Origin of the sequence: Nonomuraea sp. 10N515B, from assembly GCF_052245915.1 — a bacterium.
Taxonomy (GTDB): Bacteria; Actinomycetota; Actinomycetes; order Streptosporangiales; family Streptosporangiaceae; genus Nonomuraea.
The window spans coordinates 1-19,958 of sequence record NZ_JBQQBQ010000009.1; the positions used below are offsets into that span (position 1 = coordinate 1).

Here is a 19,958-nt window from a genome sequence, read left to right on the forward strand (position 1 = left end):
GTGGTGGGGACACCGGCCGCTCTTGGGGCGCCCTCGGTGAGTGAGCTGGCGTTGTTGGAGCGGCAGCGGCAGGCGGAGATCGCACGGCTGTCCGAGCTGCTCACCGAGGAGGCCAGGCTCTCTGTCGTCCGGCGAGACCTCCTGCGTGTGGAGGCGGAGCTTGCCGAGCTGGTCACCGCCGACGAGAGTGTGGCCGCCCGGCTCGCCCTCCTGCCCGGGCTCATTGAGCAGGCCGAGAGCAGACTGGCCCAGACCCGGATGGACGCCGCCAGGATCCCGGCCGTCCAGGCCGTTCGCGACGCGGCGGCGGACCTGATCGAGGTCGAGCGGGAGCTGGCCGGGCTGGCCGTGGAGCTCGACGCGCTGGCGCAGCGCGAAGCCGAGGCATCCGCCGCCGACGCCGAGCTGCCCGAGCGCGTCGCCGATGCCGGCGCGGCTCTGGCGCAGGCGCGCGCGCAGGCGGCGGCCATCCCGGCGGCCTCCGCGGACCTCGACGCGGCGCGGGCCGCGCTGGAGGCGACCCACCGCCGCGACGCCCTGGCCGCCGAGCTGGACGCGGCGGCCGCCGCACACCAGGTGCTCGTGGACCACGCCCAGACGCTCCGCGAACGCTGGCTCGACCTGCGCCAGGCCCGCATGGACGGCATGGCGGCGGAGCTGGCCCGCGACCTCGCGGACGGCCGCCCGTGCGCGGTCTGCGGCTCGGACCACCACCCCCAGCCGGCGTCGCCTGCTCCCAGCGCACCGTCGGCCGACGACGAGCGGGAGGCGGAAGACGCGCACGAGGTCGCCCTGGCCGAGCGGGAGGCGGCTGAACGCGCCCTCGCCTCGCTCGAGTCCCGGCACGCCGCCGCGGTCGACGCCGCGGGCGGCCTGGACCCCGACTCCGCCGAGGCCGCCGTCCGGCAGGCCGAGGAGGAACTGGCCCGCCTCCAGGCGGTGGCCGATCGCGAACCCGCCCTGGCCGCCGCGCTCGACCGGGCCGAAGCCGAACGCGAACGCGCCAGGGACCAGACCAGGGAGATCGCCGAGGCACTCGCCGCCCAGCACGCCCACCGCACCCGCCTGGCAACCGAACGGGCCCGCCTCCGCTCCCGCCTCACCGCCAGCATCGGGACGGAGGTCCACACGGTCACCACCGGGCTCGACGCGGAGGCCCACTCGCTCACCGCCGGGCTCGACGCGGAGGCCCACTCGGTCACCACTGGCCTCGACGCGGAGATCCACACGGCCATCGACGACATCGGGGCGATGACCCGCTCGGTCGCCGAGGGCACGCCATCGGCGGCGGAAGCGGTCCACGGGTGCGGCGGCGTCGCCGACGTTCCCCGCCCTCCGGACGCCGGCCCTGCGCCCGGAGGGCGGCATCCCGGTGCACGTGACGTGCGGGCCGATGCCGGGGGCGAGCTGGACGGCGTGGCGGTCCTCGATGCGGCCGAGCGGGAGCTGGGCAGGCTTCAGTCGTCCGCCCGCGGGGAGCCGCGGCTGGCGCAGCAGGCGGCCGGGCTCGGGCGGGAGCGTTCGGAGCTGGAGGAGCAGGGCCGGAGGGTGGCTGCGCGACTGGCGGCGTGCCGCACCAGGCATGAGGAGCTGAGCGGTGACACCGCGCGGCTCGGTGCCAGGCTGGATGCCGCGCGTGGCGACGACACGACGATCACCGCCCGCCTGTCCAGGCTCGGCGACGAGGCCGAGTTGCTGCGCGAGGCGCTGGAGGCCACGCAGGCGGCGGTGACGGCCGCCGACGAGCTGGACAGAGCCCGCCGGCAGGCTCAGGAAGCGGCGCTCGCAGCGGGGTTCGCGGACGTGCCGGACGCGCAGGCCGCATACCGGAGCCAGGCCGAGCGCGAGGACAAAGCGGAGAAGCTGCGGCGGCTGGACGACGAGCATGCCGCCGTCACCAAGACGCTGGCCGATCCCGAGCTGGTCGCCGCCGTGGCCGAGCCCATGCCCGATCTGGCGGCGATCGGCGCCGAGCGGGACGCGGCGGAGGCGGCGTACACGAGGCTGGCCAGCGCCCGCGACCGCGCGGCGGCCAGGGCGCGCCGCCTGGAGGAGCTGCACGGCGAGTTGACGGCGTGCGTCGAGCGGTGGCGCCCGGCGGCCGACCGGCACCGGCTGGCCGAGCGCATGGCCGCGCTGGCCGGCGGCACGTCCAGCGACAACCAGTGGAGTATGAGCCTGACCTCCTACGTGCTCGGCGAGCGGCTGCGGCAGGTGGTGGACGCCGCGAACGAGCGTCTTGACCACATGTCGGCCGGCCGCTACCTGCTGCGGCACGACCTGCGCAAGACGGCCGGCTCGCGGGGAAGGTCGGGCGGCGGGCTGGGGCTGCGCGTGGCGGACGGGTGGACCGGCGTCGACCGGGACCCGGCGACCCTGTCGGGCGGCGAGAGCTTCATCACCTCACTGGCTCTGGCGCTGGGCCTGGCCGACGTGGTCACGGCGGAGGCGGGCGGCGCGGAGATCGGCACGTTGTTCGTGGACGAAGGCTTCGGCACCCTGGACGAGGACACGCTGGACGGCGTGCTCGACATCCTGGACGGGCTGCGCGACGGGGGCCGGGCGGTGGGCATTGTCAGCCACGTGGCCGAGCTGCGTTCCCGGATCACCGCTCAGCTCAAGGTCACCAAGACCCGCACGGGCTCCACGCTCGCCGCCATCGGAGCGGGGTAGCGGCGTCTCCGGCCGGCCCCGCGGAGATCTACGCTTGTTGGGTCGCTCACCGAAGGAGTCACCCATGCGCGTCGTCGTCACAGGAGCCCACGGCAAGGTCGGGCGTGCGGCCGTCAAGGCGTTGATGGAGGCCGGTCACGAGGTGACCGCCGTCGACCTCACTCGCCCGGTCTGGGAGCGGGACGAGCCGGGCGAGCCCCGCTACCTGCAGGCCGACCTGACCGATGCCGGGCAGGCGTTCGCGGTGGTCCGCGGGGCCGAGGCGGTGGTGCACGCCGCCGCTCTCCCGGACCCGACGCACAACCCGCCGCAGGTGGTGTTCCAGAACAACCTGATGTCGACGTTCAACATGATCGAGGCGGCCGTGCGGTTCGGTGTGCCGCGGTTCGTGAACCTCTCCAGCGAGACCGTCCCGGGATACTTCTTCCCCGAACGGAAATTCCTGCCCGACTACGCGCCAGTCGATGAGGAGCATCCGGCCCGGCCGCAGGACCCGTACGCGCTGGCCAAGCATTTCGGCGAGCAGCTCATGGACGCCGCCGTCCGCCGCTCCGACATCAGGTGCATCTCGCTGCGGCCGAGCTGGGTCCAGCACGAGGGCAACTATGAGCGCAACCTCGGCCCGGTGGTCCGCGACCCCTCCCTCGCCGGCGCGGGGCTGTGGAGCTACATCGACGTGTACGACCTCGCCGACGCCATCGTCCTGGCCGTCGAGTCGCGGCTGCCCGGCCACGAGGTCTTCTACATCGCCTCGCCGGACAGTGCGGGCGGTCACGACTTCGCCGCGGCGCTGCGGCAGTATTTCGGTGACCAGATCGAGCTGCGGCCGCTCGCCCGCCCCGACGCTTCGGGCATCTCGTGCGCGAAGGCCCACCGCATGCTGGGCTGGAACCCGAAGCGGTCGTGGCGTGACTATCTGGACGGTGACGGGCGCGCTCGTCAGCGGTGATAACGCAGCCACACCAGGCCGTCGGGCAGGCTCTGGGCGGTGGCGAGAGTGAGCGGCGCGGCGGCGGGAGCGGAGCCGTACCAGAAGCGGGTGGCGCGCTCGCCGGCCAGGCACGGGTGGACGAGCAGACTGATCTCGTCCACCAGCCCGGCGGTCATCAGTGCGCCGGTGAGCCCGCCGCCGCTGTCCACGCGCACCACCCTGACGCCCTCGTCCCGGCCCAGCGTCCGCAGGGCATCGGCGAGGTCGACGCGGTCGGCGCCGGTGACGAGCTCGCGCACCTGCCGCCCCGGCGGGCGCGGGGGAGTAATCGCGCAGTGCAGGGCGACGACGTCCGACCAGTGGCCGGCCTCACGGAGCGCCTCCCACTGGCTGACCCGGCCGCGGCCGTCCACGACGGCCAGCAGCGGGCCGCCCTCGGCCGGGCCGGGACGCTCGCCCTGCGCCAGGGCTTCCTCCTGAGCGAGGATGGTGTCGGCGCCGGCCAGGGTGAGGTCTTCCCTCCACGTCTGGGCCAGCTGGTAGAACCTCGCCACGTCGGGCTGGAACCCGGTGGTCGCTCCGTCGACGGACACGCCCACGTGCACCACCACATACGGAGGTTGCGCCATGACCTCACCGTACGTCGCCGGGCCGCGATCGGGGCAGGTCAGTCCAGGGCGCCGATCAGGTCAGGCAGCTTGGTGGCGTCGTGGAAGAGCGCGGTCGCGCCCAGGCCCGACAGGCGGGTGACCGGGGTCAGGCCGCCGGCATAGGCCAGGCAGCGCATGCCCGCACTCACCGCCGCCATCACCCCGAACGGGCTGTCCTCCACCACCACGCACCGCTCCGGCGTCGCCCCCATCGTGGCGGCCGCGTGCAGGAACAGGTCCGGCGCCGGCTTGCCCTCGGTCACGTCCTCGGCGCTGAACACCCGCCCCGCGAACCGCTCCGTCAGCCCGGTGACCTCCAGGCTGCGGCGGATCGTGGCGTGCCGGCCGTTGGAGGCCACGCAGCTGGGCACGGTCAGCTGGTCGAGCGCCTCCTCGATGCCCTCGACGGCGCACAGCTCGGCCTTGATCGCGGCGGCGTACTCGTCGATCAACTCCTCCCACCAGCCCGCCGGCGTCTCGCCGATCTGCTCGGCCCAGTACTCGTTGCTGCAGCCCACGAACCGCTCGGCGTACTCCGCCTCGTCGATCGTCCAGCCGAGGCGGCGCAGCGCGGCCGTGCCCACGCGTACGGAGATGGGCTCGCTGTCCACGAGCACCCCGTCGCAGTCGAAGATCACCAAATCGACAGCCAACCGTCGTTCCTTCCATGAGTGATCCTCTGCGCAACCTATCGGGACGCCCGGAGAAAGGTGATAACCGGCCACCCCGCCGGCCTCGCAGCGCTATCGTGGTGACCATTGCACGGTGAACATCTACCGTGGCGCCCACGGCCGCGCCGATGCCCCTGGCAGGCGCGGCCGTTCTTATGTCACCAACGCTGTGGTTCTGGGTCGTGCTGTGTGCGCCCAGGTCGCGAGCAGCTGGACCGCGGCCTCGGTGGCGCTGCCGGCGACGGGGACGAGCACGACCAGCCGCTGCCGGGAGTCGCCGGCCGGGATGAAGTGCTCGTAGCTGAACGTCACCGTTCCTAGAGCGGGGTGCCGGAAGCTTTTCACCCCATTCGTCCGCACGCTGACGTCGCGGGCGCTCCACAGCGTGCGGAACGTTTCACTGCCGTGGCGGAGCTCGCGGATCAGTTCGGCCAGCTCGGCGTCCGTTGGGTACAGCCCTGAGGCCACCCGCAGCTGCCCGGCGGTCACGGCGGCGACCTCGTCCCACTCGACGTAGAAATCCCTGCTGCCGGGGGCGAGGAACAGCCGTCTGGCCAGATTCGGCCGCTGCGCCGACAAGGTGGCTTCGAGCGTGAACAGGCGGGCGGCCACGCCGTTGGCCACGAGGACGTCGAACCGATCATTGATGATCATGGCAGGCGTATGGACCAGGTCCAGCATCCGCACCAGCTCCGGCCGGGCGGCCTCGGCCGGCGGGCGGGTCCGGGCCGCCCTGCGCCGGTGTTCCCGTACGGCGAGGGCCAGCGTGCGCAGGTGCTCGCGTTCCACGTCGTCGAGGCGGAGTGCGGCGGCGATGGCGTCGAGCACCTCGGGAGACGGATGGGCGGCACGTCCCTGCTCCAGTCGCTGGTAGTACTCCACGCTGATTCCAGCGAGCTGGGCGACCTCCTCTCGGCGTAGTCCCGCCACCCGGCGGCGGCCTCCGCCGATGATCCCTGCGCTCTCGGGGCTGATCCGCCCCCTGCGGGACCGAAGGAAGCGTGCCAGCTCGGGTCGATCTCCCATGAGGTCCAGTATGTCGGCTTCGCCGGTTGCGGATGGTGGCCCTGCCAGTACCCGCATCTCCAGGGCCTGGGACCGCCCGCATCGGGCCCGGCACGCTTCCCCTCACCACAGACCTGAAGGAGAAGACCACCATGTGCCACGACATCGACAGCAGGCCGCCCGCCGCCCCCGTCGTCACCGGAGGGGTGGCCGCGCACGGGGCATTGGAGATCGGCGCCGCCGACGGCAACCGTTTCCTGGCCTACCGGGCGGCCCCCGCCGTGCCCAACGGCAGCAATGTGCTGCTACTGCCCGACGTGCGCGGTTTCCACCCGTTCTACGCGAGCCTGGCCCACCGGTTCGCCGAAGCAGGTTTCCACACGCTGGTGATGGACTACTACGGGCGCAGCGCCAGCACCGGCTCCCGGGACGACGCGTTCGACGGGTTCGCTCACCTGGCCCTGCTCGAACCGCACCACGTCGAGACCGACGCCGCCGCTGCCGCCGACGCGATCCGCGCCTGGCATCCCGGCCCGCTGTTCAGCGTCGGCTTCTGCCTCGGCGGCGGCTACTCCTGGCGGCTCGCCGCCTCCGGGCTCGGCCTGGCCGGCGCCGTCGGCTTCTACGGGCCGCCCCGATTCCTCGGCGACCGTACGGCCCAACCGTCCGCGCCGCTTCTCATGCTGCTCGCCGGGGACGACGTGGCCACCACCCCGGAGCAGTACGCCACGCTGACCGCCGCCTTCGACCAGGCCGGCAAGACCTACGAGGCGCACGTGTACGACGGCGCACCGCACTCGTTCTTCGACGACTCCTATGACCAGTGGCAGGAGGCGTGCACCGACGCCTGGCACCGTATCCTCGCGTTCACGGCTCGTCACAGCGGGAAGGCGGGCGCGTGAACGAGCGCCTGCGAAGTCGTGCGACCGGTGCGCTAAGCCGGCATGACGGCGATCCGGCCCACGGGGACGCCGCCGCCCAGCACGTCCACATGCTCGAACGCGGCGGCGGACGTGACGTCGCAGCCCATCAGCCGCAGCACGCCGAGCGCGATGGCCGTGGTGGCGCGCGGGCTGCCGTCGATGACCTTCACCGCTGCCGCGTGCCCCGACGCCAGCGCCACCATCAGCACGCCTTCCGCGCCGCCCTTGGCCAAGGCGCCGGGCAGGGCGCGCATCAGCTCGGTGTTCTGATGGCCGGTGCCGCCGACGTACTCGGGGTGGGCGCGCATCGCGTCCGCGACCTGCCGCGGCCCGCTGCCCGGCGCGGCTAGCACCAGCGCCTGCGCCGCGCGTGCCAGCCCGGTCAGCGACAGCCCGAACAGCGGGGCCCCGCACCCGTCCACTGCCACGTGCGCGGCCTTCTCCCCCGCCAGCTCCTCGGTGACCGATCGCACGCGCAGGTGCAGGGGGTGGCCGGGAGACAGGTAGCCGGGCACATCCCAATCGTTCGCGACGCAGGCGGCCAGCATGGCGGCGTGCTTGCCCGAGCAGTTCATCCGCTCGCGCGAGACGCCGGCGCCCTGCCTGATCAGCGCGTGCATCGTGGGCTGGTCCTCCGGCCAGGACTCCGGGCAGCGCAAGGCTCCGGTGTCCAGGCCGTAGTCCGCGAGCAACTCCCGTACCAGTCGTACGTGGACATCCTCACCCGTATGGCTGCCGGCGGCGATCGCCAGCCGCGGCCCCGCCAGCGCTGCACCCGCCGTCAGGCACGCCAGCGCCTGGAACGGCTTGGCCGACGAGCGCGGCAACACCGGCGCGTCCACCAGGCCCAGCGTCACCGCGGCCCGCCCCGACGGGTCGAGGCCTACGGCGCTGCCGTAGTGGACGCTCTCCACGAATCCCGAGCGGATCACCTCGGCCAGGACGGCGACCTCAGGCACGGGCGATTCTCCTTTTCAGCGGGACGGGCTGGCGGGCCTCGAGCGTGCGGGCCAGCTTGGACAGCGACGCGTTGACCACCAGGTAGATCAGCGCGACGACCAGGTACGTCTGAATGAGCAGGCCGTTGTAGGCGGCCAGGACCTTGCCGCTGTAGAGCAGCTCGCCGTAGCTGACGACGAAGCCGAGCGAGGTGTCCTTGAGCAGCCCGACGGACTGGCTGACGAGCGACGGCAGCACCCGGTGGGCGGCCTGCGGCAACACGATCAGCCGCATCGTCTGCAGGCGCGTGAGGCCGACGGCCAGACCGGCCTCGGTCTGGCCGCGCTCGATCGAGTTGATCCCAGCACGGAAGATCTCCGCGTACGCGGCCGCGTTGGACACCGTCAGCGGCACGACCAGCTTCCAGAACAGCGGCAGGTCGAGCCCATACCGCGGCAGCGCGAACAGCACCACGTACACCAGCAGCAACGCCGGGATCGTCCGGACCACCTCGACGTAGGCGGCGGCCGGGCCGCGCACCCACGCCCGCGGCGACACGCGCCCCAGCGCCAGGGCCAGCCCGAGCGCCATCGACAGCGCCGCCGACACGACGGCCGCCAGGAACGTCGACCACAGCCCGTCCAGCAGATACCGCCACATGGGCCACGTCGCGTACGGCTGCCAGCGGGCGGCGTCGAGCTGCCCGTTCGCCGCGAACTGCCGCACCGCCAGCGCGACCAGCGCCACGGCGGCCAGTGTGCCGAGCATGGTGGCGACCCGGATGCGCCGGCGTGCCTTGGGCCCCGGCTCGTCGAACAGGACGGTGCTCATCGCAGGATCACCAGCCGGCGCTCCAGCCTGCCGGTGACGAACCCGGCCGCGGCGGCGATCAGCCCGTACGCGACCCCCGCACCCACGAAGATCGGGATGGGCTGCGCTTCGACCAGGTTCACCCGCTGGGCGCTCGCCGTCAGGTCGACGACGCTGACGGCGCCGGCCAGCGCCGTGTTCATGGTGGTGGCGATGAAGATGTTGCCGATCGGCTGCACCACCGTGCGCAGCGCCTGCGGCAGGACGACGTGCCGCAGCGACTGGCCGAACGTCAGCCCGATCGCCCGGGCCGCCTCGCCCTGCCCCTTCGACACCGAGTTCACGCCCGAGCGCAGCGCCTCGCCGATGTAGGCGGCCTCGTACACGGCGATCACCACGATGGCCGTCACCAGCGGCTCGGCCTTGATCCCGATTTCCGGCAGGCCGAAGAACGCCAGGACGAGCAGCACCAGCAGCGGCAGGTTCTGCAGCGTCTCGACGTAGGCCGTGCCCAGGGCGCGCAGCACCTGTACCGGGCTGACGCGCAGCGCGCAGACCAGCACGCCCAGCACCGCCGCGCCCGCGAAGGACGCGGCGGTGAGCTGAAGCGTCACGATCAGCCCCTGCCACAACTCGGGCAGGTGCTCGAGAAGGACTCCCATCAGGACCCCGGCACGGAGCCGATCTGCGGCGGCGCCGGCGCGTCGCCGGTCACGACGGTGCCGATGGACGTCTTCCAGATCTCCTGCCAGACGCCCGCGTCCTGCATCTTCTTGAGCCAGTCGTTGACGAACTTCTTCGCCTGGTCGTCGCCGTGCTTGAGCCCGATGCCGTACGGATCGGTGGTGAACGGCTTCGTCACGATCTCGATCGACGGGTCCTTCTTGGCGTCTGCGATGAGGATCGTCTCGTCCTGCACGTACGCCACGCCCCGGTCCTGCTTGAGCGCCTGGATGCACTCGGGGTCGCTGCCGAACGTGATGATCTCGGCCTGCGGCGCCAGCTTCTTGATCGCCGGGATGGCCGGGGTGTTCGCGCCCGCGAGGACCTTCTTGCCGTTCAGGTCCTCCGGCTTGGTGATGCCCGTCGTGCCCTTCTTCACCGCGATCGTCAGACCGGAGGTGTAGTACGGGCCCGCGAACGCCACCTGCTTCGCCCGTTCCTCCGTGATCGTGTACGTCTGGAACACCACGTCGACGGTGCCGTTGGCGAGCAGCGCCTCCCTGGTCTCCGACGCCGAGTTGACGATCTTCACCTTGGGCTCGCCCAGGATGTACTTCGCCAGGGCCTTGCCCATCTGGGCGTCGAAGCCCTCGACCTCGCCGGTGGCCGGGTTCTGCTGGGACAACAGGGGCGCGTCCAGCGAGCCGCCCACGAGGAGCTCGCCGCGCTGCTTGATCTTCTCCATGGTGGAGCCGGGCAGGATCTCGGCCGCCGTCGCGACGGGCGCCTTGGCCAGGACGTCGCTCTGGGGGGACGTGGCCCCGGGGACAGCAGGGCTGCTCGACTCACCGCAGGCCGACAGGGCTAACAGGGAGACTGCGGCGGCAGCGACAAACCTCTTCATCTGGGCTGTAGCGCGGAGACCCGGTCCTTCAGCTTCAGGGCCGGGAGTAAGCGCCACCCCTCCTTTCGAAAACAGTATGGAAAACATCGGTAACAGAGGGTAATATATGCGGCGGGTGAGGCTCTGATGACAGGAGGTGCGCGATGGCGATCCGCCGCTCCGCCGCCAAGCGGAAAGGTCTGCCGTCGGTGGTACAGCTCCGGCTCTATCCCACCGCACGCGCCGCGGGCTGGGGTGCTGTCAACCAGCCGCACGCTACCGGCCTCCCCTCAGCCAGACGGGACCGTGAGAGCAAGCCACCAGCTTTCGCCGGTGGTAGTTGACGAACGGCCGCTTCCTTCGATTTCGAAGATAGTCCGGACCGTAGTGGGATATTTCGCAGCAAGTCAATACGTTGTCGGCGGAAGTCCTGCATGGTAGGTATCTCGTCAAACGCTCCCCCGGCCGAAGGCCGGGGCTTGTCCGCCGTGGACGGCTGTGCGTCGTCGGCGGGTGGGCGTTGTTTGACCAGCCCGAGCCATCACCGACAAGGAGGTGCATCCTTGATGGCTACGTTTCACGCAGGACAGAAGACCCACCGTGCCGTGCTTCCTCAGCGGCACGCTCTGGAACCTGTCTCAGCAGACAACCCCGGGAGCAGGGACGAAACGGGGGACAGGCGCGCGGCAGGCCGCGCACCCGGCGTGGGACATGGGCGAGGGGAGACCCGCCGCACCGCACCGCGCGGCGGGCGTCACCCCGAGGCGTCAGGTGACGCTGAGGGAGGCCGCGGCATTCCCGCCGCACACCAGTCACACCAACCGCGCGTGTTCGTGCTGGACAAGCACGGCGCACCGCTTCAACCCACCAGCCCGGCGATGGCGCGCAAGCTGCTGGCCTCAGGCCGGGCGGTGATCCACCGGCACACTCCCCTGGTCATCCGGCTGAAAGACCGGGACGCCGACACCTGCACGGTGCCCGGCGTCGAGGTCGGCGTCGACCCCGGCAGCAAGCACACCGGCTTGTCCGTCTTCCACGACGGCGACGGCACCCGGACCGGGCTGTTCGCGGTGCAGCTCGACCACCGGGGCGGGCGCATCCGAGACCGGCTGGCGGCGCGAGCGGAATTGCGGCGGCGCCGCCGGGGCGCGAACCTGCGCTACCGGGCGCCGCGTTTCCTCAACCGAGCCCGGCCGCAGGGATGGCTGGCCCCCTCGCTGCGGCACCGTGTGGACACCACCATGAGCTGGGTGGACCGGCTGGCCCGGTGGGCACCGGTGCGGGCCCTGCATGTGGAGCGGGTGGCGTTCGACACCCATGCCATGTCCGCGGGCCGCCCGCTGGAAGGTGTGGAGTACCAGCAGGGCACCTTGTGCGGATATGAGGTGCGCGAGTACCTGCTGGAGAAGTGGGGCCGCGCCTGCGCCTACTGCGGCACCAGCGGCGTGCCGTTGAACATCGACCACATTCATCCCCGCTCCCGCGGCGGCTCGGACCGGATCTCGAACCTGACTGTGGCCTGCATCGGCTGCAACCAGGCCAAGAACGCGCGCCCGGTCCAGGAGTTCCTGGCCACACGCCCGAAGGTCTTGGCGCGTGTGCTGGCCCAGGCCAAGGTGCCGCTCAGGGACGCGGCGGCCCTCAACGCGACCCGGCAGGCGCTGTGGCAAGCTCTGACCGCAACCGGCTTGGTCGTGCACGCCGCCTCCGGCGGGCGGACTAAGTGGAACCGGTCGCGGACCGGCGCCGCCAAGTCGCACACTCTGGACGCCCTGCACGTCGGCGAGCTCGACGCCGTGACCAGCTGCCCGGCCGTCGTGCTGGTGGCCGCCTGCGCCGGTCGCGGCCGCTACGCCCGCACCCGCACCGACCGGTACGGGTTCCCCCGGCTACGGCTGCCCAGAGTCAAACAGATCCACGGGTTCGCCACCGGTGACCTGGTATCCGCCAGCGTGCCCTCCGGCAAAAATGCCGGGGTTCACACCGGCCGGGTCGCCGTCCGCTCCACCGGCAGCTTCAACATCACCACCGCTCGCGGCACCGTCCAGGGCATCGGCCATCGGCACGTCCGCCTGCTGCAACGCGGCGACGGTTACGCCTACCACCACCAAGCAGAAAGCGAAGGCGATGCGCCACCGTGACTGGTTCGACGGCGAGTCGCCTGGCGTCGAATCGCCGTCCCCTCCCTGCTCCGCATGAGTCTGTTTCCTCTACGGCCTGAAGGCCGGAATATCCACGGAGATTTCTGATGAATCAAAGGCTGCCCGTGCAGGGGGCACAGGGCGACCTGCTGCGACTCGTCGCCACCGGCAAGGCGGAGTCCCGGGCCGGCCTGGCCCGCTTATCCGGCCTGGCCGCGTCCAGCGTGTCGCTGCGCGTGGAGGAGCTCATCGACGCGGGCCTGCTGGCCGAGGAGGGCTCCGGCGCCTCCCGTGGCGGTCGCCGCCCGCGCCTGCTCCGCCTGTCCCCCAGGGCCGGCGTGCTGGCCGTCGCCGACCTGGGCGCCCACCACGTACGTCTCGGCCTGCTCGACCTGAGCGGCACCCCTGTGGTGGTGGAGGAACGGCCGTGTGAGATCGCCAACGGCCCGCGGGCCACGCTCGACCGCATCGCCGACGCCTTCGACGAGCTGGTGGCGGCGCACGTACCGGCCGGAGTGCCACTCCGCGGGGTCGGCACCGGCATCCCCGGCCCGGTGGACCCGGCCACCCGCCGCGTCGTCACCCCTTCCCGCATGCCCGGCTGGAACGACTTCCCCGTCGCCGACCACCTCGCCACCCGCTACGACCTGCCCACCCTCGTCGAGAACGACGCGAACCTGATGGCGGCCGGCGAGGCCCGCTGGTGGCCGGACCACGAGAACCTCATGGTCGTCAAGGCAGGTACCGGCATAGGTTGCGGCGTGATCGTCAACGGCCGCCTGCATCGCGGCCGCGGCGCGGCCGGCGACATCAGCCACGTCCGGGTCCGCTCCGACGCCTCCGTCATCTGCGCCTGCGGCCACCCGGACTGCCTGGAGGCGTACGCGAGCGGCGCTGCCCTGATGACGGCACTGTCGGAGGCCGGCATCGAGGTGACCCGCCCGGCCGACATCGTAGGTCTGGTGCACGACGCCGTCCCTGAGGCGACGAGCATGGTCCGCAACGCCGGCCGCCGCATAGGCGAGGTGCTGACGGTCCTGGTGAACTTCTTCAACCCGGACGTGGTGGCAGTGGGCGGCAGCCTGTCGGCAGCCGAACCCCTGATCACTTCGATCCGCGCGGCAGTCTGGGAACGCTGCCTCCCCCTGGCCACCAGAGACCTGGAGATCGCCCCAGCGAGAGCCGGCCGCGACGCCGCGTTGCTGGGTGCCGGCGCCCTCCTCCTCGAAGCCGCTCTCACCGAGGCCCAGGCGTAACTGCATTGCCCTCCGCAAGGGGGCGTTACGCGCGAGTGGGCTCCGGACAGCGCCTCCCGGGGGGCTCCGCCCCCCTCACCGCCGAAAGGCGAGGTCCTCAGGGTCGCGTCCTGGCATCCCTGGACGCGACCGTGCCGGAGATCGCATACTCCTGCTGCTTCAGGCGCCCGTTCGGTGGGCGGCTGCTGGGCAGACTGCACTGACCGATTTCATCTCCGACACCCGATCCCTCCAGAACCAGGGCTTGTCCGCAGGCGAGAGATACGGCCATCCCATGGCACAGTAAATGCCCTACACCGTAACCTGAAGGTGCGACGGTTCAGGAGGTGGAGGGCGAGGCGACCACCCATGGCCCCAGGAGGGGTCTCAGGCAGGCAAGGCCGTTTCGGTCTGCGGATCGTATCCAGCGAGCTCAAATTCCTGAGCCAGCTGCACGATAGCCGGAATCCTGTCCACCATGGTCCACGGGAGCGTCAGCAATAGGCACCGCGAGAAGTCATCCGGCGTGTTGTCGGGGTCGTCTTCCGACGGCTCCAACGCGCCGACGAGGTCCGGCCACTCCTGCGTCACTCGAGTTCGGAACAGCATGACAGCGGGCGCGACGGTGAGGTGGTCGTAGCCGCCTTCGCAGGCCAGGTCGTAGGACTCCTTGGGAGCCTCGGTCGAGGCCTTCCAAAAGGCGAGGTCATAGCTCATCAGTCAGCTCCCATGAGCGGGCTGGGCCCGAGTACTCGGGCCCAGCCCGTCGGTCTGTCGTTTCAGCAGTCGACGGTGAAGCGCCAGACTTGCGTCCGCCACCCATGGTGTTTGGCGATCCACGCGTCCTTCTTGCGTTGCAGCGCAGCGTAGTTGGACCCGTTGCCCTTGACCTCGATCAGGTCGTAGCCACCCTTGCCGTCGGAGACGGCGATGTCGGCGATCCGAGGTCCGTACGGAGTCCAGATCTCCTTCTGGGTCTCTACCTGGGAGATCGGAACGAATCTGCCCAAGATCTGCTCAGCCCGCTCTTGGGCCTCACGACCGATGATGTGGGGTCCACCGCCTCCCTTCGGCTCACGGGGGGCGTTGTGGACAAGGACTTCCTGAGCCCCGGCCGCGACGTAGTACGTGCTGAGGCCCTCGATGGTCAGGTTGTGGACACGCTGGTTGCCGGTCGTCCAGCGGGAAACAGCAGTTACTTGGATGTAGATGCCATTGCTCGTGCGTAACCACGCACCAGGCCTGAGGTCGCTTGCGTCGACCCAATCGCGGAGGTCGGGGACCCAGAACGGATGCTCGGCAGTCGCGATGATGACCCCGCCACCGGCGGTGATCTGACGGATGTTGTGGAATGTCGCTTTCGCGATTCGCTCGGAAGTTCACGGCAGGTCAACCCACTTGTGGAAACGGCAATTACCAGACAAAAGGTGCAATGTGATATGCGTCACACCCGCAACTCATGCAAGGCTCGGCGGCATGCCCTCACCAAATCGGCACGACTACGGAGTGGGATTTCTCGGCACGGCAAGCATGTTCCTCGGCGCCCTCGCGCTGTCCGCCTCTGGCGGCCAAAGCCACTACCTGGCGTTCAGCGCGTCGATGTGCACGGGAGGTGTGGTGCTCGCGTGGCTCGGCTTCACCGGCCGCCGGGCCTGCTGGGTGGCCTGGGCGGTCACGGCAGCCCTGGGCGCGGCCGGTTTGTTCCTGAGCTTGCTAGTGGTACGCGAAACCGTGTGCTGCATGTTCGGCTACCACCGCGGAATGGGCTATCCGTGGGGCTGGTTGGACATCGGCGGCTCTGCGGAGACCATGGAGCAGATCGAGGCACTGCGGGCGAATCCCTGGCGGCTGGAGAAAACGGTCGACTGGCCGAAGGTCGTACTGGACGGCCTGTTTTGGTGGCACGTCGCGGTCGCGGCCACGCTGCCCCTCTCCCGGGCCCTTTCACTACTTGCTGGATGGCGGTCCAAGCGGGCGGAGCGGGTGGCATCCTAGAACGACGTCGATCAGGAGGGAGATCATCCATGTCCCACACTTTCGGCACGCCGCCCGCGCCCCGGCGCACCCCTCTCAGCGCTGCGGAGAAGGTCCGGGCCGAGGCGAACTTCTCCCCCTTGGTCGCCGAACAACTCCTCGCCAATGGACGGTTCAGGGTGTCCGCCGACACGCCGGAGATGGTGGAGATGTTCCAGGGTGTCGCCCGCAGGGTGGGTGACATGCTCGGGCGGCCGGTGGTCAGCTACGCCAACGGCAGGTACATCGTGATCACTTTCGGCCAGGAGGAGGCCCCTGTCCTCACCGGCTGAGGTGCCCCGCTCCTGGCCAACCCAGCGGTTCGCGCCCGTCTCATCGTTGGCTTGCGTGGCGCAGGGTGGCTTCGGCGAGGCGGTGGGGTGTGAAGGTCGCCGCCGCCACCCGATAGTGCGGATCAAGTGCCTCCCATAGCTCGTCCAGCAGCTCGCCCTGGTTCGCAGCCGTGGTCCGGCCTTCGAGGAAAGGCTCTCCTGTGACGATGCGGTGACCGTCGGAGACGTACGTGGTCATCAGCACGGCCTCACCGGGGGCCAGGTCCCGGACGGAGAGGGTGAGCACGTTGGTCGATGTTCTGTCGCCGAGGCTGCGGCGGGCCGCCCCGAACCACGCGTCCGCCGGAGAGCTCACATCCACGATCACGGTGATCCGCGGCGTGAAGATCGGCGGGTCGGGCTCGTAGTCCAGGCCGTCCAGCGCGACGGCTGCCGGCTGCCCCTCCAGCAGGCGGTCGGCAACGGTGGCCACCTGCTCGCCGTTGCCGAACACGAGCCAGCCGTCACGTTGCATGGCGGCGACGTAGTGGCGCAGCGGATCATTCGCGGCTGGACCGGTCGGGCCGACGATGAGCTCCTGATCGCTCACACGCAGGGCCCGTTCCCGCGATGCCTGGCTGCGGCCGGTCAGCAGGTAGCCGCCGCACATCGCGCCGTCGAGCGTTCTCGCCCACACCACACTCCGGCCCGGATAGCGGTTGGCCTGGAAAAGGTTACGTAGCGACGGCATGGACATCCTCATCGGCAGGGCGTTCCACTCTGACATATGTCGTCATGCGGGGCGGTGAAAGGTGGCGCGCCAGCGGTGCCGTTCCCCGTCGCGCAGGTCCTCGATCGTCCCCTTCTCCAGCCCGTCCGTCGCGAACGCCGCGATCTCGGACGGGGTCAGCGGCCACGGCGGCGCGAACACCGGCCCGTCTTCCTCCCGGCCGGAGGCGATCACCAGCAACGTGCCTCCGGGCCGGACGAACTCGGCGATCCGCGCGATGGCCGCGGCGTGCAGTTGCTCGGGCAGCGCCTGCACGGTCATGATCTCAACGACCAGGTCGAAGGCCTGCCGCCACTCCGCGGGCGGGTCCAGCAGGTCCGCGGCCTCATAGCGCACCGCGCTCTCCGGAAAGCGTTCCTGCGCCAGCCGTACGGCCGACTCGCTCACGTCGAACGCCACCGTCTCGTAGCCGAGCCCCGCCACGTATTCGGCGTCGTCTCCCAGCCCGGCCCCCACGACCAGCGCCCGCCCCGTCCCGGGGACGCCCCACTCGGACAGCAGGAAGTGCGGCGACCGCGAGTCCCACGGCACGATCGCGTCCCCGTTCGCCGATTCGGCGTAAAGCCGCTCGAACCAGCCCACCGGATCTCCGGAAGCCAGCGACTCGGCGGCCAGCCTGATGGCGTCCTCGTCAGGATCTCTGCCCGTCATCCATGCCCCCAGCAGGATCCCGTATGGTTCGCCACGCTCCGCTTTCGCTGCCAGTTCTACCAGATTGATCCGATCGCCCAGCAGGCCGACCAGCTTCACGGGCTGGGGGAGCAGGCCGGACGGTTCGAGAACCAGCCGGAGCCGTAACACGCGCCACCGAGTCAATCGCACGGCCTAGCCTCCCACGCGCGAAATGATCAGGTAGGAACCTTACGCGCGAAACGACTCCTTGACCATCCGCCGCAGCCGCATCTCGTCGATGTCGTGGCCGCCCCTGACTGGGTCAACGGGACGGCGACGACGCCGGCGTTGGCGCCCACGATCGGGGTGACGATCTGGTTCTGGCGGGGCGGCTGCGTCACGTCGCAGGGCAGGGTGCAGCCCGGCAGGCTGGCGACGGCCACCGTCGCCGCCCTGGCCAGCCCCGCGCCCTGGCCGCCCGTGCACTGGATGTCCCAGCCCGCCGCCGCGGCGCGGTCGTGCGCCCGGCGGGCCTCGGTCAGCGAGGGGAACGCCGCCGGCCGCAGCAGCAGGACGCGGGCGGCGCGCAGCGTCAGGTAGTCGTCCAGCTCGGCGGTCGAGGCGACCTCGACCGCGACCGACGCGGCCACCTGGTCCTGAAGCGCGGCGTGTGCGTAGGCGTCGCCGGCGGCGAAGGGCCGCTCGATCACCTCCAGGCCGTAGGAGTCGAGCGCGACGAGCTGGCCGAGGTCGGTGTAGGCGTTGCCGCAGTCGACGGCGAGGGTCAGCGCGGGGTACGCCTGCCGCACCGCGCGCACCGGCTCCACGTCCCAGCCGGGCCTGATGTCCAGCGTGACGTGCCCATATCCGGCGCAGACCTGCTGGTTGACCCGGGAGACGAGGCTCTCGGGCGACGGGTCGGGCGTCAGGCGCACGGTGGCGATGAGCGAGGTGCGGGTGCCGCCGATCGCCTCCGCGAGCGGCACCCCGCGCATCCTGGTCCACAGATCCCAGCAGGCCATGTCCACCGCGGAGTCGCCGCTCGGCACGGCGTCGGGGTGCTCCCAGTCGACCCCGATCAGCAGGGCGGCCAGCGTCTCCTCGAGCCTCGACCAGGTCTTGGGCTGGGGGGAGGTCGCCTCGCCCCAGCCGGTCATGCCGCCGTGGTCGGTGAGCTTCACCAGCAGGGTCTCCGACCTCCTGCCGAATGGCAGAACCACCCGGAAGACCTCAAGCTCCCGCACTCGCGGCATGTACCCCCCTTTTATGACGCGGTTTCCTCCATACTGCCCGCTCGCGCGGAACGCACCAAACGCGGGGCCAGGAGGAAGGCCAGGAACGCGAGCGCGACGGTGGAGGCCAGGCCGATGGCGTAGTTCTCAGCGGTGGCGGTGAACAGGGCGCCACTGCCCGCGACGGCCACCACGGTGAACACCGACTCCCCCACGCCCACGGCCGCGCTGTTCTGGCCTTCCTCGCCCTGCGCCGACATCTCCAGCACCAGGACGGAGACGGTGGGGTGCAGCGTGCCGATGCCCAGTCCGGCCAGCGGCATGGCGACGTACGCGAGCGCGATCGGCACCGCGTCGATCAGCACGAGAGTCACCAGTGCGAGCCCGAGCGTGAGCAGGGCGGCGCCGCCGCGGATGGCGGTCAGGTGGCTCATGCGGCCGCGGCCCTTGATCCAGGAGCCGGTGGACCAGCCGAGCGCGCCGACGGTGAGCACGACGCCCGCCGCCGTGGCGCTGAGCCCGCGTTCGTTCATCAGCATGAGCGGGATGAGGACCTGGGCGGCGGTGAGTGAGCCGAACGCGAGGCCGCGCAGCACGGGTGCGGTGGGCAGGCCGGGGGCGGCCCTGAGGGAGCCGGGGAGGAGAAGCTTGGGCAGGGCCACGGCCAGCAGGATGACGCCGGCGGCGAGGAGCGGCAGGCCGACGAGCTTCAGCGCGCTGCCGTACTGGATGAGCGCGGCGGCGACGGCGGTCAGCGAGGCCCAGACGAGCTTGCGACCGAGGCCGGGGGCGGGCTCGGCGGTGCCGCCACTCAGCTCGCGGCCGGCGGGGCTGCCACCCAACTCACGGCCGGCGGTGCCGCGCCAGAGCAGGAGCGCCGAAAGCACGACGATCAGTGAGACGCCGAGGAAGATCCAGCGCCAGTCGGCGTTCTCGACCACGAAGCCGGCGATCGCGGGCCCGATCATGGACGGCACCACCCAAGCGGCAGAGAACAGGGCGAACACCTTGGGATGCAGCGCGCCCGGATAGACCCGGGCGACCAGCACGTACAGCGCGACCTGGGTCGCCCCGGCCCCGAGCCCCTGCACGAACCGGCCGGCGACGAACATCTCCATGGTCGGCGCGAACCCGGCCAGCAGCAGCCCGGCCACGAAGGTCGCCACGCCGGCCGTGATCGGCTCCACCGGGCCCCGCCGGTCGCTCCACCGCCCGCCCAGCACCGTCGCGATCACGCTGGCCGCCAGAGTGGCGCTGAAGGCCAGGTTGTACAGGTGCATGCCGCGCAGCTCGCGGGCCACCACGGGCATGGCCGTGGCCACCGCCATCGCCTCGAACGCCAGCAACGTCACGATCGCGACCAGCCCGAAGCTCAGGGCCCGGTACGGGGCGGACACCACGCCCGCCGTTTCCGATCTCTCAACAGTCGTCGTCATGGCGGGCAACGCTATGGCCGGGCCACGGGCCGGCACATCGGGCGCGGGACCTAGACGGTCCTGGGCCATTAGCCCTACG

At 71.1% G+C, this 19,958-nt stretch carries 20 protein-coding genes and 1 pseudogene; 7 read left to right on the forward strand and 14 right to left on the reverse strand.

Annotated elements, in window-relative coordinates:
• Both ACTWQA_RS15190 and ACTWQA_RS15195 read left to right on the forward strand, forming a co-directional pair.
• Window positions 1-2,673 (forward strand): SbcC/MukB-like Walker B domain-containing protein (locus ACTWQA_RS15190; RefSeq protein ID WP_443159872.1); only part of this gene is annotated, 2,673 nt, incomplete at its 5' end.
• Between the two features lie 64 nt (window positions 2,674-2,737).
• Entirely contained in the window at window positions 2,738-3,622 is an 885-nt protein-coding gene (locus ACTWQA_RS15195; protein WP_443159873.1) for an NAD-dependent epimerase/dehydratase family protein, read from the forward strand.
• Here ACTWQA_RS15195 and ACTWQA_RS15200 read toward each other — a convergent pair.
• From ACTWQA_RS15200 to ACTWQA_RS15210, 3 genes are all read right to left on the reverse strand, one after another.
• Complete coding sequence (locus tag ACTWQA_RS15200; RefSeq protein WP_443159874.1) at window positions 3,613-4,233, reverse strand: dihydrofolate reductase family protein; 621 nt, start codon at window positions 4,231-4,233, stop codon at window positions 3,613-3,615. The genes ACTWQA_RS15195 and ACTWQA_RS15200 overlap by 10 nt on opposite strands.
• Window positions 4,234-4,271: 38 nt before the next feature.
• A complete protein-coding gene (locus ACTWQA_RS15205; RefSeq protein WP_443159875.1) occupies window positions 4,272-4,907 on the reverse strand; it encodes an HAD family hydrolase in 636 nt (211 codons plus the stop codon).
• Window positions 4,908-5,078: 171 nt separating this feature from the next.
• The gene (locus ACTWQA_RS15210; RefSeq protein WP_443159876.1) at window positions 5,079-5,951 is read right to left on the reverse strand and encodes a helix-turn-helix transcriptional regulator; all 873 of its coding nucleotides are present in this window, start codon (window positions 5,949-5,951) and stop codon (window positions 5,079-5,081) included.
• A 131-nt stretch (window positions 5,952-6,082) separates the two neighbouring features.
• On the opposite strand from ACTWQA_RS15210, the gene ACTWQA_RS15215 reads away from it, so the two are divergent.
• Entirely contained in the window at window positions 6,083-6,832 is a 750-nt protein-coding gene (locus tag ACTWQA_RS15215) for a dienelactone hydrolase family protein (protein WP_443159877.1), read from the forward strand.
• 32 nt (window positions 6,833-6,864) lie between these two features.
• Here the strand turns inward: ACTWQA_RS15215 and ACTWQA_RS15220 are convergent, their stop codons facing one another.
• Genes ACTWQA_RS15220 through ACTWQA_RS15235 form a run of 4 tightly spaced genes read right to left on the reverse strand, consistent with a single transcriptional unit; the run spans window position 6,865 to window position 10,169 of the window.
• Window positions 6,865-7,812 carry an asparaginase gene (locus tag ACTWQA_RS15220; protein WP_443159878.1) on the reverse strand — a complete coding sequence of 316 codons (948 nt, stop codon included), beginning with the start codon at window positions 7,810-7,812 and terminating at the stop codon, window positions 6,865-6,867.
• Window positions 7,805-8,623 carry an amino acid ABC transporter permease gene (locus ACTWQA_RS15225; protein ID WP_443159879.1) on the reverse strand — a complete coding sequence of 273 codons (819 nt, stop codon included), beginning with the start codon at window positions 8,621-8,623 and terminating at the stop codon, window positions 7,805-7,807. The genes ACTWQA_RS15220 and ACTWQA_RS15225 overlap by 8 nt, the downstream gene beginning before the upstream one ends.
• Window positions 8,620-9,264, reverse strand: a complete 645-nt coding sequence (locus ACTWQA_RS15230) for an amino acid ABC transporter permease (RefSeq protein ID WP_443159880.1) — start codon at window positions 9,262-9,264, stop codon at window positions 8,620-8,622. Before ACTWQA_RS15230 ends, ACTWQA_RS15225 begins: the two co-directional genes overlap by 4 nt.
• A complete protein-coding gene (locus ACTWQA_RS15235; protein WP_443159881.1) occupies window positions 9,264-10,169 on the reverse strand; it encodes a glutamate ABC transporter substrate-binding protein in 906 nt (301 codons plus the stop codon). The genes ACTWQA_RS15230 and ACTWQA_RS15235 overlap by 1 nt, the downstream gene beginning before the upstream one ends.
• Window positions 10,170-10,975: 806 nt before the next feature.
• Here ACTWQA_RS15235 and iscB point away from each other — a divergent pair.
• Both iscB and ACTWQA_RS15245 read left to right on the forward strand, forming a co-directional pair.
• Window positions 10,976-12,289, forward strand: a complete 1,314-nt coding sequence (iscB, locus tag ACTWQA_RS15240) for an RNA-guided endonuclease IscB (protein WP_443159882.1) — start codon at window positions 10,976-10,978, stop codon at window positions 12,287-12,289.
• 107 nt (window positions 12,290-12,396) lie between these two features.
• Window positions 12,397-13,545 carry an ROK family protein gene (locus ACTWQA_RS15245; RefSeq protein ID WP_443159883.1) on the forward strand — a complete coding sequence of 383 codons (1,149 nt, stop codon included), beginning with the start codon at window positions 12,397-12,399 and terminating at the stop codon, window positions 13,543-13,545.
• A gap of 366 nt (window positions 13,546-13,911) precedes the next feature.
• Here the strand turns inward: ACTWQA_RS15245 and ACTWQA_RS15250 are convergent, their stop codons facing one another.
• The 3 genes and pseudogenes from ACTWQA_RS15250 to ACTWQA_RS15260 form a co-directional block, all read right to left on the reverse strand.
• The gene (locus ACTWQA_RS15250; RefSeq protein WP_443159884.1) at window positions 13,912-14,241 is read right to left on the reverse strand and encodes a hypothetical protein; all 330 of its coding nucleotides are present in this window, start codon (window positions 14,239-14,241) and stop codon (window positions 13,912-13,914) included.
• 62 nt (window positions 14,242-14,303) lie between these two features.
• Window positions 14,304-14,534, reverse strand: a complete 231-nt coding sequence (locus ACTWQA_RS15255) for a hypothetical protein (protein ID WP_443159885.1) — start codon at window positions 14,532-14,534, stop codon at window positions 14,304-14,306.
• A gap of 84 nt (window positions 14,535-14,618) precedes the next feature.
• Window positions 14,619-14,891: pseudogene (locus ACTWQA_RS15260) on the reverse strand (polymorphic toxin-type HINT domain-containing protein); the annotation flags it as partial.
• A 109-nt stretch (window positions 14,892-15,000) separates the two neighbouring features.
• Here ACTWQA_RS15260 and ACTWQA_RS15265 point away from each other — a divergent pair.
• Window positions 15,001-15,519: a hypothetical protein gene (locus tag ACTWQA_RS15265; RefSeq protein WP_443159886.1), complete on the forward strand. Its 519-nt coding sequence runs from the start codon at window positions 15,001-15,003 to the stop codon at window positions 15,517-15,519.
• Window positions 15,520-15,548: 29 nt separating this feature from the next.
• Window positions 15,549-15,830 (forward strand): hypothetical protein, encoded by a 282-nt coding sequence (locus tag ACTWQA_RS15270; protein WP_443159887.1) that lies wholly within the window; start codon window positions 15,549-15,551, stop codon window positions 15,828-15,830.
• A 40-nt stretch (window positions 15,831-15,870) separates the two neighbouring features.
• Here the strand turns inward: ACTWQA_RS15270 and ACTWQA_RS15275 are convergent, their stop codons facing one another.
• From ACTWQA_RS15275 to ACTWQA_RS15290, 4 genes are read right to left on the reverse strand one after another with little or no spacing between them, the layout of a single operon-like run.
• Complete coding sequence (locus ACTWQA_RS15275; protein WP_443159888.1) at window positions 15,871-16,560, reverse strand: IMP cyclohydrolase; 690 nt, start codon at window positions 16,558-16,560, stop codon at window positions 15,871-15,873.
• 42 nt (window positions 16,561-16,602) lie between these two features.
• Window positions 16,603-17,421 carry a class I SAM-dependent methyltransferase gene (locus tag ACTWQA_RS15280; protein ID WP_443159889.1) on the reverse strand — a complete coding sequence of 273 codons (819 nt, stop codon included), beginning with the start codon at window positions 17,419-17,421 and terminating at the stop codon, window positions 16,603-16,605.
• Window positions 17,422-17,447: 26 nt separating this feature from the next.
• Window positions 17,448-18,464, reverse strand: a complete 1,017-nt coding sequence (locus tag ACTWQA_RS15285) for an enolase C-terminal domain-like protein (protein WP_443159890.1) — start codon at window positions 18,462-18,464, stop codon at window positions 17,448-17,450.
• Between the two features lie 11 nt (window positions 18,465-18,475).
• Window positions 18,476-19,879 (reverse strand): MFS transporter, encoded by a 1,404-nt coding sequence (locus ACTWQA_RS15290; protein ID WP_443159891.1) that lies wholly within the window; start codon window positions 19,877-19,879, stop codon window positions 18,476-18,478.
• Between the last annotated feature and the right edge of the window lie 79 nt (window positions 19,880-19,958).